Annotated in this window: 12 protein-coding genes; 11 read left to right on the top strand and 1 reads right to left on the bottom strand. The window is 69.7% G+C overall.

Features of this window, described 5'->3' with window-relative positions; all coding sequences use genetic code 11:
• The first annotated feature begins 67 nt into the window (after window positions 1-67).
• The 11 genes from E4T13_RS25710 to E4T13_RS25660 all read left to right on the top strand — a co-directional run bounded on the left by E4T13_RS25710 (window position 68) and on the right by E4T13_RS25660 (window position 12727).
• Window positions 68-1651, top strand: a complete 1584-nt coding sequence (locus E4T13_RS25710; RefSeq protein WP_137181215.1) for an ABC transporter substrate-binding protein — start codon at window positions 68-70, stop codon at window positions 1649-1651.
• Window positions 1652-1863: 212 nt separating this feature from the next.
• Window positions 1864-3279, top strand: a complete 1416-nt coding sequence (locus E4T13_RS25705; RefSeq protein WP_137181214.1) for an amidohydrolase family protein — start codon at window positions 1864-1866, stop codon at window positions 3277-3279.
• Window positions 3280-3370: 91 nt separating this feature from the next.
• Window positions 3371-4342, top strand: a complete 972-nt coding sequence (locus E4T13_RS25700) for a tripartite tricarboxylate transporter substrate binding protein (protein ID WP_137181213.1) — start codon at window positions 3371-3373, stop codon at window positions 4340-4342.
• Window positions 4343-4349: 7 nt separating this feature from the next.
• Window positions 4350-5498 carry a mandelate racemase/muconate lactonizing enzyme family protein gene (locus E4T13_RS25695; RefSeq protein ID WP_170985251.1) on the top strand — a complete coding sequence of 383 codons (1149 nt, stop codon included), beginning with the start codon at window positions 4350-4352 and terminating at the stop codon, window positions 5496-5498.
• Window positions 5499-5632: 134 nt separating this feature from the next.
• Window positions 5633-6541, top strand: coding sequence for an EamA family transporter (locus E4T13_RS25690; protein WP_137181211.1), 909 nt, complete (start codon window positions 5633-5635; stop codon window positions 6539-6541).
• Between the two features lie 178 nt (window positions 6542-6719).
• Window positions 6720-7325, top strand: a complete 606-nt coding sequence (atpH, locus tag E4T13_RS25685; protein ID WP_137181210.1) for an ATP synthase F1 subunit delta — start codon at window positions 6720-6722, stop codon at window positions 7323-7325.
• A 1-nt stretch (window position 7326) separates the two neighbouring features.
• Window positions 7327-8859 (top strand): F0F1 ATP synthase subunit alpha, encoded by a 1533-nt coding sequence (gene atpA, locus E4T13_RS25680; protein WP_137181209.1) that lies wholly within the window; start codon window positions 7327-7329, stop codon window positions 8857-8859.
• A 23-nt stretch (window positions 8860-8882) separates the two neighbouring features.
• A complete protein-coding gene (locus E4T13_RS25675) occupies window positions 8883-9764 on the top strand; it encodes a F0F1 ATP synthase subunit gamma (RefSeq protein WP_137181208.1) in 882 nt (293 codons plus the stop codon).
• 16 nt (window positions 9765-9780) lie between these two features.
• Window positions 9781-11208: a F0F1 ATP synthase subunit beta gene (atpD, locus tag E4T13_RS25670; protein WP_137181207.1), complete on the top strand. Its 1428-nt coding sequence runs from the start codon at window positions 9781-9783 to the stop codon at window positions 11206-11208.
• Window positions 11209-11356: 148 nt separating this feature from the next.
• Window positions 11357-11767 carry a F0F1 ATP synthase subunit epsilon gene (locus E4T13_RS25665; protein WP_137181206.1) on the top strand — a complete coding sequence of 137 codons (411 nt, stop codon included), beginning with the start codon at window positions 11357-11359 and terminating at the stop codon, window positions 11765-11767.
• A 93-nt stretch (window positions 11768-11860) separates the two neighbouring features.
• Entirely contained in the window at window positions 11861-12727 is an 867-nt protein-coding gene (locus E4T13_RS25660; protein ID WP_137181205.1) for an acyl-ACP desaturase, read from the top strand.
• A 263-nt stretch (window positions 12728-12990) separates the two neighbouring features.
• On the opposite strand, the gene E4T13_RS25655 is transcribed toward E4T13_RS25660, so the two are convergent.
• On the bottom strand, window positions 12991-14682 hold the full coding sequence (locus E4T13_RS25655; protein WP_137181204.1) for a stimulus-sensing domain-containing protein: 1692 nt from the start codon (window positions 14680-14682) through the stop codon (window positions 12991-12993).
• Window positions 14683-14740 lie beyond the last annotated feature (58 nt).

Here is a 14740-nt window from a genome sequence, read left to right as displayed (position 1 = left end):
GCCAGTTGACGCCGCACCCGCCGCGTCGGAGGCTTTCGGCTTGTTGCCGAACAGGGAGACAAGACGGATGCGGCATGCACTCCGACCGTGGGCGTTCGGCGCCCTGCTTGCCGTGGGCGCCGTCTTGGCGCAGCCCGCCGCCGCCAAGCCCTTCACCTGGGCCTACAATGCGGATGTGCTGACGCTCGATCCGCACTCTTCCAACAACACCTTCACCAACAGCTTCCTCGGCAATGTCTATGAGGCGCTGGTGCGCCACAACGACAGGATCGAGATCGAGCCGGTGCTGGCCGAAAGCTGGGAACGCACCAGCCCCACGGTCTGGCGGTTCAAGCTGCGCCAGGGCGTGGTCTTCCACAATGGCGAGAGCTTCGACGCGGACGACGTGCTGTTCACCTGGCGGCGCGTGAATGCGCCGGGGTCCATGGCGCGCGGCCTGCTCGGCCAGATCAAGGAAGTGCGCAAGATCGACAGCCACACGATCGAGATCGAGACGCATCGTCCCTTCCCGATCCTGCTGGCATCCATCACGCAGTTCTACATGATGGACGAGGGCTGGAGCCGCGCGAACAACGCCGAGAACCCGGCCAACCTGGCGCAGCAGCAGGAATCCGGCGCGACGCGCGCGGCGAACGGCACCGGCCCCTTCCGCATCGTGGACCGCCGCCCGGACGAGCGCACCGTGCTGGAGCCGCATGCGCGCTGGTGGGACACGCCGCAGCACAACCTGACCCGCGTCACCTTCCAGCCGATCCGCTCGGCGGCGACGCGCACCGCGACGCTGCTCTCGGGCGGGATCGACGCCGCGGTGGAGATCCCGCTGCAGGACATTCCGCGCCTGATGCAGGACCCGCGCGTGCAGGTGATCGAGGGGCCGGAGCTGCGCACCATCTATCTCGGCTTCGACCATGAGCGCGACCAGCTTCTCTACAGCGACGTGCAGGGCCGCAACCCGCTGAAGGACCGCCGCGTGCGGGAGGCGATCTACCGCGCCATCGACGTGGACGCCCTGGTGCGCGGCGTGATGCGCGGCAAGGCGTGGCCGGCGGGCATGATGGTCTCCCCCTTCCTGGCCGGCGCGCCGCAGGACCTCAATGCGCGCCTGCCCTTCGATCCGGAGATGTCGAAGCGCCTGCTGGCCGAGGCGGGTTACCCGAACGGCTTCACCGTCGGCATCGTCTGCCCGAACGACCGCTACGTGAATGACGAGCGCACCTGCCAGGCCATCGCGGGCATGCTGGCGCGCGTCGGGATCCGCCTGCAGTTGCAGAGCGAGCCGACCGCGGTGTGGTCGCGGCGCACCGCGAACCGCGACTTCTCGATGTTCATGCTCGGCCATGCCGGCCTGCCGCTGGCGGACAGCTATTCCACGCTCAACGAGGTGCTGCGCACCAACTCGCCGACCACCGGCGGGCTGAACTACGGCCGCTGGTCCAACGCCGCCTTCGACGCGCTGGTGGCGCAGGCCGCCGAGGCGCCGGACGAGCAGAGCCGCCAGCGCTTCATCCGCGAGGCGCTGGCGATCGAGCGCGCCGAAATCGCGCATGTGCCGCTGTTCCAGCAGCCCATCGCCTGGGCGTCGCGGCGCGGCATCGACCTGCGCCAGGCGCCGGACAACCGGCTGCGCCTGTGGCTGGTGAAGGTGGATTGAGAGCGCCCTCTCCCGCTCCAGAAAGAACCCTCTCCCCCTGGAAGGGGGAGAGGGCTGGGTGAGGGGGTCGCGAAGCTGGTCGGCACATCGCTTCCAGCGCGTCGCGCACCCCCGCTCACCCGCTCCGGCTAGGCGCTGCGCGCCGAGCCTTTGCGACCCTCTCCCCCTGCCGGGGGGCGAGGGAAAGAAGCAGCGCCGAGAGACATCGCGATATGATCGACCTCCTCCTCCGTGGCGGCACCGTCATCACCATGGACCCGCAGCGCCGCGTCATCGCGGACGGTGCGGTCGCCATCAAGGATGGGAAGATCCTGGCCGTCGGCCCGACCGCCGAGGTCGAGTCCGCGCATCCTGGCGCGCAGCAGGTGATCGAGGCGCGCGGCAAGGCGATCCTGCCCGGGCTCATCGACGGCCACGCCCATGCCGGCCACGGGCTGGTCAAGACCATGGGCAACAATGACGGCGCCGCCTGGTCGGAAGCCTGCCGCATCATCTACACCCTCGCCTCCCCGCCCAGCTTCTGGCGCGCGGAGGCGCAGCTTGCGGCCTATGAACGCCTGCGCTTCGGCGTGACGACCGGCGTCTCGCTGCTCGGCGGCGGCGATTCCATCGGGCGCGTGGATGATCCGGCCTTCACCGACGCGCATGCGCAGGCGACGGAGGAGGTGGGCATCCGCTCCGTCCTGGTGCTTGGCCCCACACGCCCGCCCTTCCCGCGTCCCTATGTCGGACCGGACGGCGTCGAGCACCCCGTCTCCTTCGAGCAGCAGCTCGACACGATCACCGCGGGCGTGGAGCGTTGGCACGGCAAGGGGAATGTCCGCGTCGCCGTGCTGATGCCGGTGTATCGCGAAGCCAAGCACGACCCGGCCAAGGTGAAGGAGATCGAACGCCAGGGACATCTGGTGCGCGAAGCCGGCCGCAAGCGCGGCGCCTGGTTCCACCAGGACGGGCACCGCAACGGCTCCATCGAGATGGCGGACCGCATGTTCGGCCTGATCGGCCCGGATTCCTGGCACAGCCACTGCACGGATCTGACGGACGCCGATATCGATACCCTCGCCAGCAAGGGGGCGAGCGTGGTCCACAACCCGTCGGCCATCGCCGCCGTGCGTGGCTACTGCCCGGCGCCGAAGCTGATGGAGGCGGGCGTCACCGTGATGATCGGCTCCGACGCGACCGCGCCGGATCGCTCGGGCGACATGTTCCGCCACATGTTCCAGTGCATCCGCTACCACCAGCGCGCCTTCCGCGACGAGACGATGATCCCGCCGGGCAAGGCGCTGGAGATGGTGACGATCGACGCCGCGAAGGGCATGGGCCTGGACGACACGCTGGGCAGCCTGGAGGTCGGCAAGCTGGCCGATGTGATCACCGTGGACCTCACCGGCCCGCACATGGTGCCCGCGAACATGCCGGTGGCGCGCGTGGTCTATTTCGCCAACGGCCATGACGTGCGCGACGTGGTGGTCGGCGGGCGCGTGCTGTTACGGGAGGCGGTGGCCGCGCACCTCGACCCCGCCGCCATCAACGCGGCGGCGATCCGCGAATCGGAGCAGATGCTCGACCGCTCCGGCCTGCGCGCCATGGTGGCGGAGGATCCCGGCTGGGGCCGCATCCGCCGCTGATCGCACCGCTTCCCTCCCCTGCCCTTGCGGGGGAGGGCCAGGGTGGGGGAAACCCGCCAGACAGCAAGAACAACCCGGAGGACCAACGCCCATGCACCGCCGCACCTTGCTCGCCGCATCGAGCCTGCTCGCCGCGCCCGGCCTCGCCCGTGCCCAGTCCTGGCCGACGCGCCCCGTGCGGATCGTCGAACCGGGCGCGCCGGGCGGCGGCAACGACACCACCATCCGCCTCTTCGCCCCGCATCTGGACCGCGCCTTCGGCCAGTCCTTCGTGGTCGAGAACCGGCCCGGCGCCGGCGGCCGCGTCGGCGTGGAGAACGTGTTCCGGTCCGCGCCCGACGGCACCACGCTGCTGATCGGCAATGCCGGATCGAACGGGATCAATGCCGCGATCTACCGCGACCTGCCATACAACCTGGAGACCGACTTCACGCCGATCTCGCTGCTGGTCACGGGGCCGAATGCCCTGGTGGTCAATCCGCGCATCTTCCCGGTGAACACCGTCGCGGAGCTGATCGCGGCGATCAAGGCGAAGCCGCCCAACCACTACAACTACGGCAGTGGCGGGGTCGGCTCCTCGGCGCATCTCTCGGCCGAACTGTTCAAGCAGATGGCCGGCGTGCAGATGGAGCACATCCCCTATCGCGGCGCCTCGCAGTTCGGCCAGGCGGTCATCACCGGCGACGCGCCCTTCCTGATCGCGAACCTGGTGAACATCTATCCCTTCGTCGCGCGCGGCGAGGTGAAGCTGCTGGCGGTGACCAGCATGCAGCGCTGGCCCGACCTGCCCAACGTGCCGACCCTGAACGAAAGCGGCCTGCCCGGCTTCGAGACCATCGCATGGAACGGGCTGTTCGGCCCGAAGGGCCTGCCGCAGCCCATCGTGGACCGGCTGGTGCCCGAACTGCAGCGCATCGGCCGCCTGCCGGAAGTCGCGGACAAGGTGAAGCTGATCGGCGGCCAGGTGGTCACCAGCACGCCGGATGTGCTGGCGGCGCGTGTGCGCAGCGACATCGCCAAATGGCGCGACCTGGCGCAGCGCGCCAACATCAAGGTCGAGTAGCAGCCCCGTGTCACGCATCCGGAGCCTTGCCTTCCGCGGCATCAACGTCACGCCGAAGACCAACTGGTGCTTCCTGGAAGTCAGCACCGAGGACGGGCTGACCGGCCTCGGCGAATGCACGCTGGCGAACAACGAGCCGCTGCTGGAGGCCGAGGCGACGCGGCTTGCCGCCAACGTCGCCGGCGAGGACGCACGCCATCGCAACCGCCTGGCGCGGCTGATTCCGCATGCTCAGGGCGGCCTCGTCGCGGCGACGGTGGTTTCGGCCTTCGAGCAGGCGCTGTGCGACCTGGCGGCGCAGCGCGTGGGGCAGCCGCTGCACCTGTTCCTCGGCGGCGCGCTGCGCGATCCGGTGCGGCTCTATGCCAACATCAACCGCGGCGCGAACCCGCGCAGCCCGGAGGGCTTCGCCGCCGCCGCGCGTCGCGCGGTGGAGCAGGGCTTCGGCGCGGTGAAGCTCGCCCCCTTCGACCCGATGGTCTGGGAGGACGGCTTCACCGAGACGAACCGCGCCGCCTATGCCGAGGGTCTGGCGCGCATCGCCGCGGTGCGCGCGGCGGTGGGGCCGGGCATCGAGGTGATGGTGGACGCGCATTGGCGCTTCTCCCCCGGCGGCGCGGCGGGGCTGGTCCGCGACGTGGCGGAATTCCGCCTGTTCTGGCTGGAATGTCCGGTTGCGGAGGCCAACCGGGCCGAGATCGTGCGTCTGCGCGGCATGGCGAATGACCGCGGCATGCGGCTGGCCGGCGCCGAATCGCTGGCGGGCCTGGCGGCCTATCGGCCGGTGATCGAGGCCGGCTGCTACGACGTACTGATGCCGGATGCCAAGCATGCCGGCGGCATCGAGGAGATCCGCCGCATCGCCGCCCTGGCCCAGACCGCGGGCGTGGAGATCGGGCCGCACAACCCGACCGGCCCCATCTGCCACGCGCATTCGGTGCATCTCTGCGCCGTCATCCCGAACTTCGTGCTGCTGGAAGTGCAGTTCGGCGAGACCGAGGCCTTCTTCGACATGGTCGAGGGCGAGAGCCTCCGCTTCGCCCAGGGGGCCGCGCCGCTGCCGCAGGCGCCCGGCCTCGGCATCCGGCTCGGCCCGGGACCGCATGCGCCCTGGAAGCGCATGGACCGCCCCTGGCTGGATCCGCGCCTGGGGTGATGCCATCCGATTGAGAGGGCGCGCCGCCCCCACCCCGACCAGCCTGCGTAAGCGGCGTCGGGTCGCCGCAACTTCGGCGTCCGATGCTGCGCATCGAACCCCCCGCGAGCGGGGGAGGGAGTAGACGGTAGCGGATGGCCCCCTGGATCCCGTTTACGCTTGCCGCCGCGCTGTTCCAGTGCTGGCGCACCGCCCTGCAGCAGAGGCTGCGCGGCGAGCTTTCCGTGAACGCGGCGGGGCTGGTGCGTTACCTCTACGGCGTGCCCTTCGGGCTGGCGCTGCTGCTGCTCTACAGCCTGGTGAGCGGTGCGCCGGTGCCGGGCATGACAGCTTTCGTCGTCCTGCTCTGCGCGCTCGGCGGCTTCGGCCAAATCCTCGGCACCAACCTGCTGATCATGGCCTTCGGCTACCGCAACTTCGCCGTCGGCACGGCCTATTCCAAGACCGAGGCCATGCAGGCCGCGCTCATGGGCCTGGTGCTGATGGGCGAGAACCTCGCCCCGCTCTCCTGGCTCGGCATCGCGGTGGGCGTCGGCGGGGTACTGTATCTCTCGCTGGCCGGGCGGGGCACGGCGCCGGCGGCGTTGCTGCGCGGCATCACCCAGCCCGCGGCGCTCTGCGGCATCGGGGCGGGCTTCGGCTTCGCCTTCACCGCGGTGCTGATCCGCTGGGCGAACCAGTCCATGCCGGCGGGCGACCTCATCCACAAGGCGCTGACCATCCTGGTGGTCACCAACATGCTGCAGACCCTGATGCAGGGCGCCTGGGTGGCCTGGCGGGAGCCGGGTTCGATGCGGGCGATCCTGGCAAGCTGGCGCAGTTCCGCCCAGGTGGGGGCGCTCTCGGCCTTCGGCTCGGCCTGCTGGTTCTCCGCCTTCGCCCTGGCGCCGGTGGCGCTGGTGCGCGCGGTGGGGCAGGTGGAGATCCTGTTCACCCTGGCCTTCAGCCGCTTCTACCTGAAGGAGAAGGCCAAGCCCGCGGAGATGGCCGGCGCCCTGGTGGTGGTGGCCGGCGTGGTGCTGGTGCTGATCGGCAGCCGCTGAAGCGCCGCCGCGCATGGCTCGCCGGCGCTCGCGGCGTCCCGCACATATTGCCGTGCACAAGAGCCCGTGTTAAGGCCGCGCCGCCGCTGCCGGGGGGTTGCCTAGGCCTTCCCCTGGCGCGCCTCCATCGGCCGCGCCGAAGCCGGCGTGCCGCCCAAGACACAGGACCGGGACCGCCTTGGCCTCCGCTTCCACAGACATCGTCTCGGCCTCCGTACAGGCCCCGAATCCGACCGGCGTGGCGGAGCGCTACGCGCTCGCCCTGCTCGGCGTGGTCGACGACCTCCGCCAGAAGGAGGCAGGCGCCGCGGACCGCATCGGGGGCGACCTCGACCGGCTCTACGCCGTGTGGCGCGAGGATGCGGGCTTCCGCGCCTTCGTCGCCGATCCGCGCCTCGATTCCGGCGCGCAGCGCCGCGGTGCCTTCGCCATCCTGGAGAAGGCGGGCATCGGCACGGAGGTGCGCAACCTGCTCGGCGTGCTGATCATGAACCGCAGGCTCGACCAGCTTCCTGCCGTGGCCGCCTCCTTCGGGGCGCTGCTGTCGGAACGGCGCGGCCAGCAGATCGCGCATGTGAACACCGCTCATCCGCTGTCCGACACGCAGCGCGCCCAGATCGTGGCGCGGCTGACGGAAGCAGGCTTCTCCGGCGTGCAGTTGAAGGAGAACGTGGACCCCTCGCTTCTGGGGGGTCTCGTCGTCCGCATCGGCTCACGCCTCTACGACAACTCGATCAAGTCAAAGCTGCAGCGACTGCAGTACGCGATGAAGGGGGCTGCCTGACATGGATATCCGTCCTGCCGAGATCTCGGAGATCCTGAAGCAGCAGATCCAGGGCTTCGACTCCGAGGCGAACGTGGCCGAGGTCGGCACGGTGCTGACGGTCGGCGACGGCATCGCCCGCGTCTATGGCCTGCAGAACGTGATGGCCGGCGAGCTGGTGGAATTTCCTGGCGCCGGCATCAAGGGCATGGCGCTGAACCTCGAGACCGACAATGTCGGCGTCGTGATCTTCGGCGACGACAAGGGCGTCAAGGAAGGCGACACGGTCAGCCGCACCGGCGAGATCGTGGACGTGCCCGTGGGCAAGGGCCTGCTCGGGCGCGTGGTGGACGGCCTCGGCAACCCGATCGACGGCAAGGGCCCGATCCAGGGCGCCGAGCGCCGCCGCGTCGAGGTGAAGGCGCCGGGCATCATCCCGCGCAAGTCCGTGCATGAGCCGATGCAGACCGGCATCAAGGCGATCGACGCGCTGATCCCGATCGGGCGCGGCCAGCGCGAGCTGATCATCGGCGACCGCCAGACCGGCAAGACGGCCGTGATCCTGGACACCATCATCAACCAGAAGGGCGTCAACGCCAGCGGCGACGAGAGCAAGAAGCTCTACACGATCTACGTCGCGATCGGGCAGAAGCGCTCCACCGTCGCCCAGCTGGTCAAGACGCTGGAGGAGAACGGCGCGCTCGAGTACTCGATCGTCGTCGCCGCCACCGCGTCCGACCCGGCACCGATGCAGTACATCGCGCCCTACACCGGCTGCACGATGGGCGAATACTTCCGCGACAACGGCATGCACGCGGTGATCTTCTACGACGACCTGTCCAAGCAGGCCGTGGCCTATCGCCAGATGTCGCTGCTGCTGCGCCGCCCGCCGGGCCGCGAGGCCTATCCGGGCGACGTGTTCTACCTGCACTCCCGCCTGCTTGAGCGTGCGGCGAAGATGAACGACGATTTCGGCGCGGGCTCGCTGACGGCGCTGCCGGTCATCGAGACGCAGGCCGGCGACGTCTCCGCCTACATCCCGACCAACGTGATCTCGATCACGGACGGGCAGATCTTCCTGGAGACGGAACTGTTCTTCAAGGGCATCCGCCCCGCGGTGAATGTCGGTCTCAGCGTGTCCCGCGTGGGCTCGGCGGCGCAGATCAAGGCGATGAAGCAGGTCGCCGGCAAGATCAAGCTGGAGCTGGCGCAGTACCGCGAGATGGCGGCCTTCGCGCAGTTCGCCTCCGACCTCGATGCGACGACGCAGGCACTGCTCGCCCGCGGCGCGCGCCTGACCGAGCTGCTGAAGCAGCCGCAATACGCGCCCGTGCCGGTCGAGGAGCAGGTGGCGGCGATCTTCGCCGGCACGCGCGGCTACCTCGACCGCATCCCCGTCAACAAGGTGGGCGAGTTCGAGCGCCAGATGCTCTCGGAGATGAAGGCCCGCGCGCCGGAGATCCTGACCGCGATCCGCAACGACCGCGAGATCAAGAAGGAGACCGAGGACAAGCTGACGGCTTTCCTCGACGGCTTCGCCAAGTCCTTCGTCTGACCCCCGGCGCCAGGTAGCGGACCATGCCCAGCCTGAAGGCTCTCCGGGGCCGGATCAACAGCGTGAAGTCCACGCGCAAGATCACGCAGGCCATGAAGATGGTGGCTGCGGCGAAGCTGCGCCGTGCGCAAAGCCAGGCCGAGCAGGCGCGCCCCTATGCCGAGCGCATGGCGCGCATGCTCGCCTCGCTCGGCGCCTCGGTTGCCGGCTCGCCTTCCGCGCCGCCCCTGCTGGTCGGCACCGGGCGCGACCAGGTGCATCTGCTGGTGGTCGTCACCGCGGATCGCGGCCTGGCCGGCCCGTTCAACACCAATGTCGGCCGCTTCGCACGCAACCGCATCCGCGCGCTGGAAGCGGAAGGCAAGACGGTCAAGGTGCTGAGCGTGGGCCGCAAGGGCGCCAGCTATCTCAAGCGCGAATTTCCGCGCCAGATCGTCGGCGAGATCAGCTTCATGGGGAAGAAGCGGATCGGCTTCGAGGATGCGGCGACGGTCGCCGAGCGCATCACCGCGATGCTGGAAGCGGGCGAGTTCGACGTCTGCACGCTCATCTACAACCGATTCCAGAGCGTGATCACCCAGGTGGCGACCGCCCAGCGCCTGATCCCGGCGCCGCTGCCGGAGGCGGAAGCCGCCAGCACCGGGCCGCAGGCGCTCTACGAATACGAGCCGGCCGAGGAGGAGATCCTCGCCACGCTGCTGCCGCGCAACCTGGCGATCCAGGTCTATCGCGCGCTTCTGGAGAACAATGCCGGCTTCTACGGCAGCCAGATGAACGCGATGGATAACGCCACGCGCAACGCCGGCGAGATGATCAACAAGCTCACGCTCAACTACAACCGCACGCGACAGGCCAACATCACCAAGGAGCTGATCGAGATCATCTCCGGGGCCGAGGCCGTCTGACGAGGAAGATGCACCGATGAAGAACAACGTTGGCAAGGTGACGCAGGTCCTCGGCGCGGTCGTGGACGTGCAGTTCCCGAACGACCTGCCCGCCATCCTCAACGCGCTGACCGTGAAGATCGAGGATCGCACGCTGGTTCTCGAGGTTGCGCAGCACCTGGGCGAGCGCACCGTGCGCACCATCGCCATGGACACCACGGACGGCCTGGTCCGCGGCTCCGAGGTGGTCGACACCGGCGCGGGCATCGCCGTGCCCGTCGGCAACGGCACGCTCGGCCGCATCGTGAACGTCATCGGCGAGCCGATCGACGAGCGCGGCGCGGTGGTCGCCGAGAAGCACTACACGATCCACCGCGACGCCCCCGCCTTCGAGGACCAGGCGACGAGCGCCGAGATCCTGGTCACCGGCATCAAGGTGATCGACCTGCTCGCCCCGTACCTGAAGGGCGGCAAGATCGGCCTGTTCGGCGGCGCCGGCGTCGGCAAGACCGTCACCATCCAGGAGCTGATCAACAACGTCGCGAAGGCGCATGGCGGCGTGTCCGTCTTCGCCGGCGTGGGCGAGCGCACGCGCGAGGGCAACGACCTCTACCACGAGATGGTGGACGCCGGCGTCATCAAGCTGAACGAGGGCAACACCGACGGCTCCAAGGTGGCGCTGGTCTATGGCCAGATGAACGAGCCGCCGGGCGCCCGCGCGCGCGTGGCGCTCTCCGGCCTCTCGATGGCGGAGTATTTCCGCGACGAGCAGGGCCAGGACGTGCTGTTCTTCATCGACAACATCTTCCGCTTCACCCAGGCCGGCGCGGAAGTGTCGGCGCTGCTGGGCCGCATCCCCTCCGCGGTGGGCTACCAGCCGACGCTCGCCACCGACATGGGCGCGCTGCAGGAGCGGATCACCTCCACCAAGAAGGGCTCGATCACCTCGGTGCAGGCGATCTACGTGCCCGCGGACGACCTGACCGACCCGGCGCCGGCCACCTCCTTCGCGCACCTCGACGCCACGACCGTGCTGAGCCGCTCCATCGCGGAGATGGCGATCTTCCCGGCGGTGGACCCGCTCGACTCGACCAGCCGCGCGCTCGATCCCCGCGTGGTGGGCGAGGAGCATTACCGGGTGGCGCGCGAGACGCAGCGCATCCTGCAGACCTACAAGTCGCTGCAGGACATCATCGCGATCCTGGGCATGGACGAGCTCTCGGAAGAGGACAAGCTGATCGTGGCGCGCGCGCGCAAGATCCAGCGCTTCCTCAGCCAGCCCTTCCACGTCGCCGAGGTGTTCACCGGCACGCCGGGCGTCTTCGTGAAGCTGGAAGACACGATCCGCAGCTTCGCGGCGATCATCTCCGGCGAATACGACCACCTGCCGGAAGCCGCCTTCTACATGGTCGGCACGATCGAAGACGCCGTGAAGAAGGGCGAGTCGCTGAAGGCTGCTGCCTGACGGCGGCAGACTTCAGCTTTCTTTTTGGTGCCCTCAGGCGCCGGGCGGCCGCATCCGCGGCCTTGGCTCGCCGCACTTGCGGCGGGCCGCCTTCGCGGCCTCGGTCGGCTGCGCCGCCCGCCTGAGTTGAAACACGAAGGGGGTTTGATTGGCGACCTTCCAGCTTGAACTGGTGAGCCCGGAAAAGCTGCTGCTCAGCCGGCAGGTGGAGATGGCTGTCATCCCCGCCGCCGAAGGTGAGATGGGCGTGCTGCCGGGACACGCGCCGATGATCGTGACGCTCCGCGGCGGCGTGATCCAGGTGACGGAGAACGGTCAGGTGACCGATCGCCTCTTCGTCGGCGGCGGCTTCGCCGAGGTGACGCCGGAACGCTGCACGGTGCTCGCGGACGAAGCCACCCCGGTGGCCGAGCTCTCCCGCGCCGAGGCCGAAACCCGCATCCGGGAGGCCGAGGCCTCCTACGCGGCCGCGGCCGGCGAATCGCCGGAGCGCCAGGACGCAGCCATGGAGCGCCTGCTCTCCGCCCGCGCCATGCTGCAGGCCGCCCAGGCTGCCTGACAGGCCTGTTCGCCCGGTCCGCCGGGTGCTTGAATCGGAAAGGCGCTCGCAAAACATAGGGTTGCGGGCGCCTTTCGCGCCTTTGGGGGATCCATGAAGCACTGGCGCATCGAGCAGGTGTCCTGGAACCGCTTCGATCCGTCAAAGGTGGACCCGGAGACGATCCCGCTGGTGAAGGCGGCCGCCATGGTGGAGCGGAACGGCGACGACTACGCGCTCTACCTCAACTCCGTCTTCCACGATGACCCCGATTTCCAGCAGGCGGCGAACCACTGGGCCGTGGAAGAGAACCAGCACGGCGATGCGCTCGGCCGCTGGGCCTCCCTGGCCGATCCGGGCTGGGATTTCGCCGCGGCCTTCGCACGCTACCGCGCGGGCTACACCATCGACACCAAGGCCGACGCCTCCATCCGCGGCAGCCGCACCGGCGAGCTGATCGCGCGCTGCATGGTGGAGACCGGCACGTCCTCCTACTACACGGCGCTCGGCGAGGCCTCCGAGGAGCCGGTGCTGAAGGAGATCTGCCGCCTGATCGCGGCCGACGAATACCGGCACTTCAAGCTGTTCTACGACCACATGCGCCGCTACCTGGCGCGCGAGAACCTCTCCTTCGTGCAGCGGCTGAAGGTCGCCGCCGGGCGCATCGGGGAAAGTGAGGACGACGAGCTCGCCTACGCCTTCCACTGCTCCAACGAAGATCCCGCGACGCCCTACGAGCACGACCGCTGCATCACCGGCTACATGGGCCGCGCCATGGCCCACTACCGCTACCGCCACATCGAGCGCGGCATGGGCATGATCTTCAAGTCCATCGGCCTCGAACCCCGCGGCCGCCTCTCCGACCTCGCCGCCCGCGGCGCCTGGCGCTTCCTCCAATGGCGCCGCGACCGCTACCGCGCCGCGCTGGTGAAAGCCGCGAACGAGAACGCCGGGTCACGCGTGACGGCCGCGGCGGCGTAGGGGCACACACGCTCGGCGCGGCTCCCGGGAGGGACGCTGTCCCTCCCGGACCCTCCCTGCCAGGAACCTGAGGTTCCTGGACCTCCCTTCAATGGTTGAGAGAGGGAGGGGGCCAACGCCGCCGCTTGGCCCATCGCGCCCTCCATCCCCCTCCCTCTCTCAACCATGAAAGCATGGGTTCCAAGGGCCCACAGGCCCTTGGCAGGAGGGGTTCGGGGAGGACAGCGTCCTCCCCGAGAGACCATCCCCGAACGCGCGCGCCCTTATGCCGCCGGCAGTCGCACGATGAACCGCGCGCCTCGTATGCGGCCTTCGGCGTCGCGGCGGTTCTCGGCGGCGATGCGGCCGCGCAGGCCTTCGACGATCTGGCGGGAGATGGACAGGCCGAGGCCGGAGTGTTGGCCGAAGCGTTCCCCCGTGGGGCGTTCGCTGTAGAAGCGGTCGAAGATGCTTTCCAGCTTGGCTTCGGGGATGCCGGGGCCTTCGTCCTCCACGGTGACCTCGACGAAGGCCCCGACCGGCCGCGCGCGCACCCAGACATGGCCGTCCTGCGGGCTGAAGGACACCGCGTTGCCGATGAGGTTGCGGAACACCTGCACGAGGCGCCCCTCCACGCCGCGCACGATCAGGCGTTCGGGTGTCTCGATCTCCACGATCGGGTCGTCGTCGTCGCGCGTGGCGGCGTGGAGTTCGCCGAGCGCGCCGAGGATGGGCGCCACGTCCACCGGCTGCGCGACGGTGCGGGAGAGTTCGGCATCCACCTTGGAACTGTCGGCGATGTCGTTGATCAGCCGGTCCATGCGAACCGCGTCGTCGGAAATGATCTGCAGCAGCCGGCGCTGCTTCGGCGGGTCCTCGATCCGGCGCAGCGTCTCGATGGCAGAGCGGACGGAGGTGAGCGGGTTGCGCAGTTCGTGCGCGACATCGGCGGCGAAGCGCTCATTGGCGTCGATGCGGGCCCACAACGCGCGGGCGGCGTCCTGCAGGTCGCGTGCGAGCACGCCGATCTCGTCGTTCCGCGCCAGCACGGCGGCGGGAACGCTGCCGGCGCGGCCTTCCCCTTCGCGCATGGCGGCCGCGGATTCCGCCAGCTGCAGGATCGGCGTGGCGAGGGTGCGCGCCAGGTAGAAGGAGGCGAGGACCGTCAGCACCAGCGCCAGGCCGAACAGCGCGAGGACGGAGACGCGGATCTCCAGCAGGCGCGCATCGACCTCGCGCGCCTCGCGGGTCAGCAGCACGATGCCGACCGAAGTTGCGCCACGGCGCGCGGGCTCGGCGACCGAGACGAGCAGGCGGCCTTCCGCGGTGCGGCGGATATAGGGGCGCACGCCGCCTTCCAGCGCCAGGCGCAGCTCCTCCCGCCGGTCGCTGCTGGTCTGGGCGCTGCCCGTACCGCCGAATTCCGGCTGCCAGTCGAAGGAGGGCGCGTCCGGATTCACATCCACCGTGACAGTTTCGGGCGAGCCGCGCATCGGCAGGAAGGACAGGATGCGATCATAGAGGCCACCCACCGTGCCGGCGAAGGCGCCGCGCGGTTCCGGTGGGGAGAGCGGCTCGGTCGTGATCGCGCCGCCCGGCCCCTCGCGCACGCGGCTGTCGGCAACCAGCAGGCCGGTGGTGTCGAACAGCCGCGCCTGGGTGTTGGGCGAGGGCTCGACCAGGCGGCGCAGCAACGGGCGCGCGGCTTCGGGGACGAGGACGGTGCGGTCGTCGCGGGTGCGGGTGGCGGCTTCGGCGATCGCGCCGGCATAGATGCGGGCCTGGGTGCGCAGCGCCTCGACCTCGGCCGCAAGCAGGCCGTTCTGGTACTGGTCGAGATAGAGCAGCGCCGCCGCCAGCAGCGCGGGCGGCAGCGCGTTCAGCAGCAGGATGCGGCGCAGCAGCGGCGAGAGCCAGCGGCGCTGCCGGGCCTTGCTTCGCGTAGTCGTCAGCGGCGCGCCGCTTGCGTCCGGCATCCGGGCCCGTATCCGTTCCGTCTCAAGGCTAGCGGATCGGTGCCCCGGCCAGAAGGGC

Origin of the sequence: Roseomonas sp. AR75 (assembly GCF_005222815.1) — a bacterium.
GTDB lineage: Bacteria > Pseudomonadota > Alphaproteobacteria > Acetobacterales > Acetobacteraceae > Falsiroseomonas.
The sequence above is the reverse complement of the archived record's forward strand: the minus strand, read 5'-3'. Positions and strand labels throughout refer to the sequence as shown.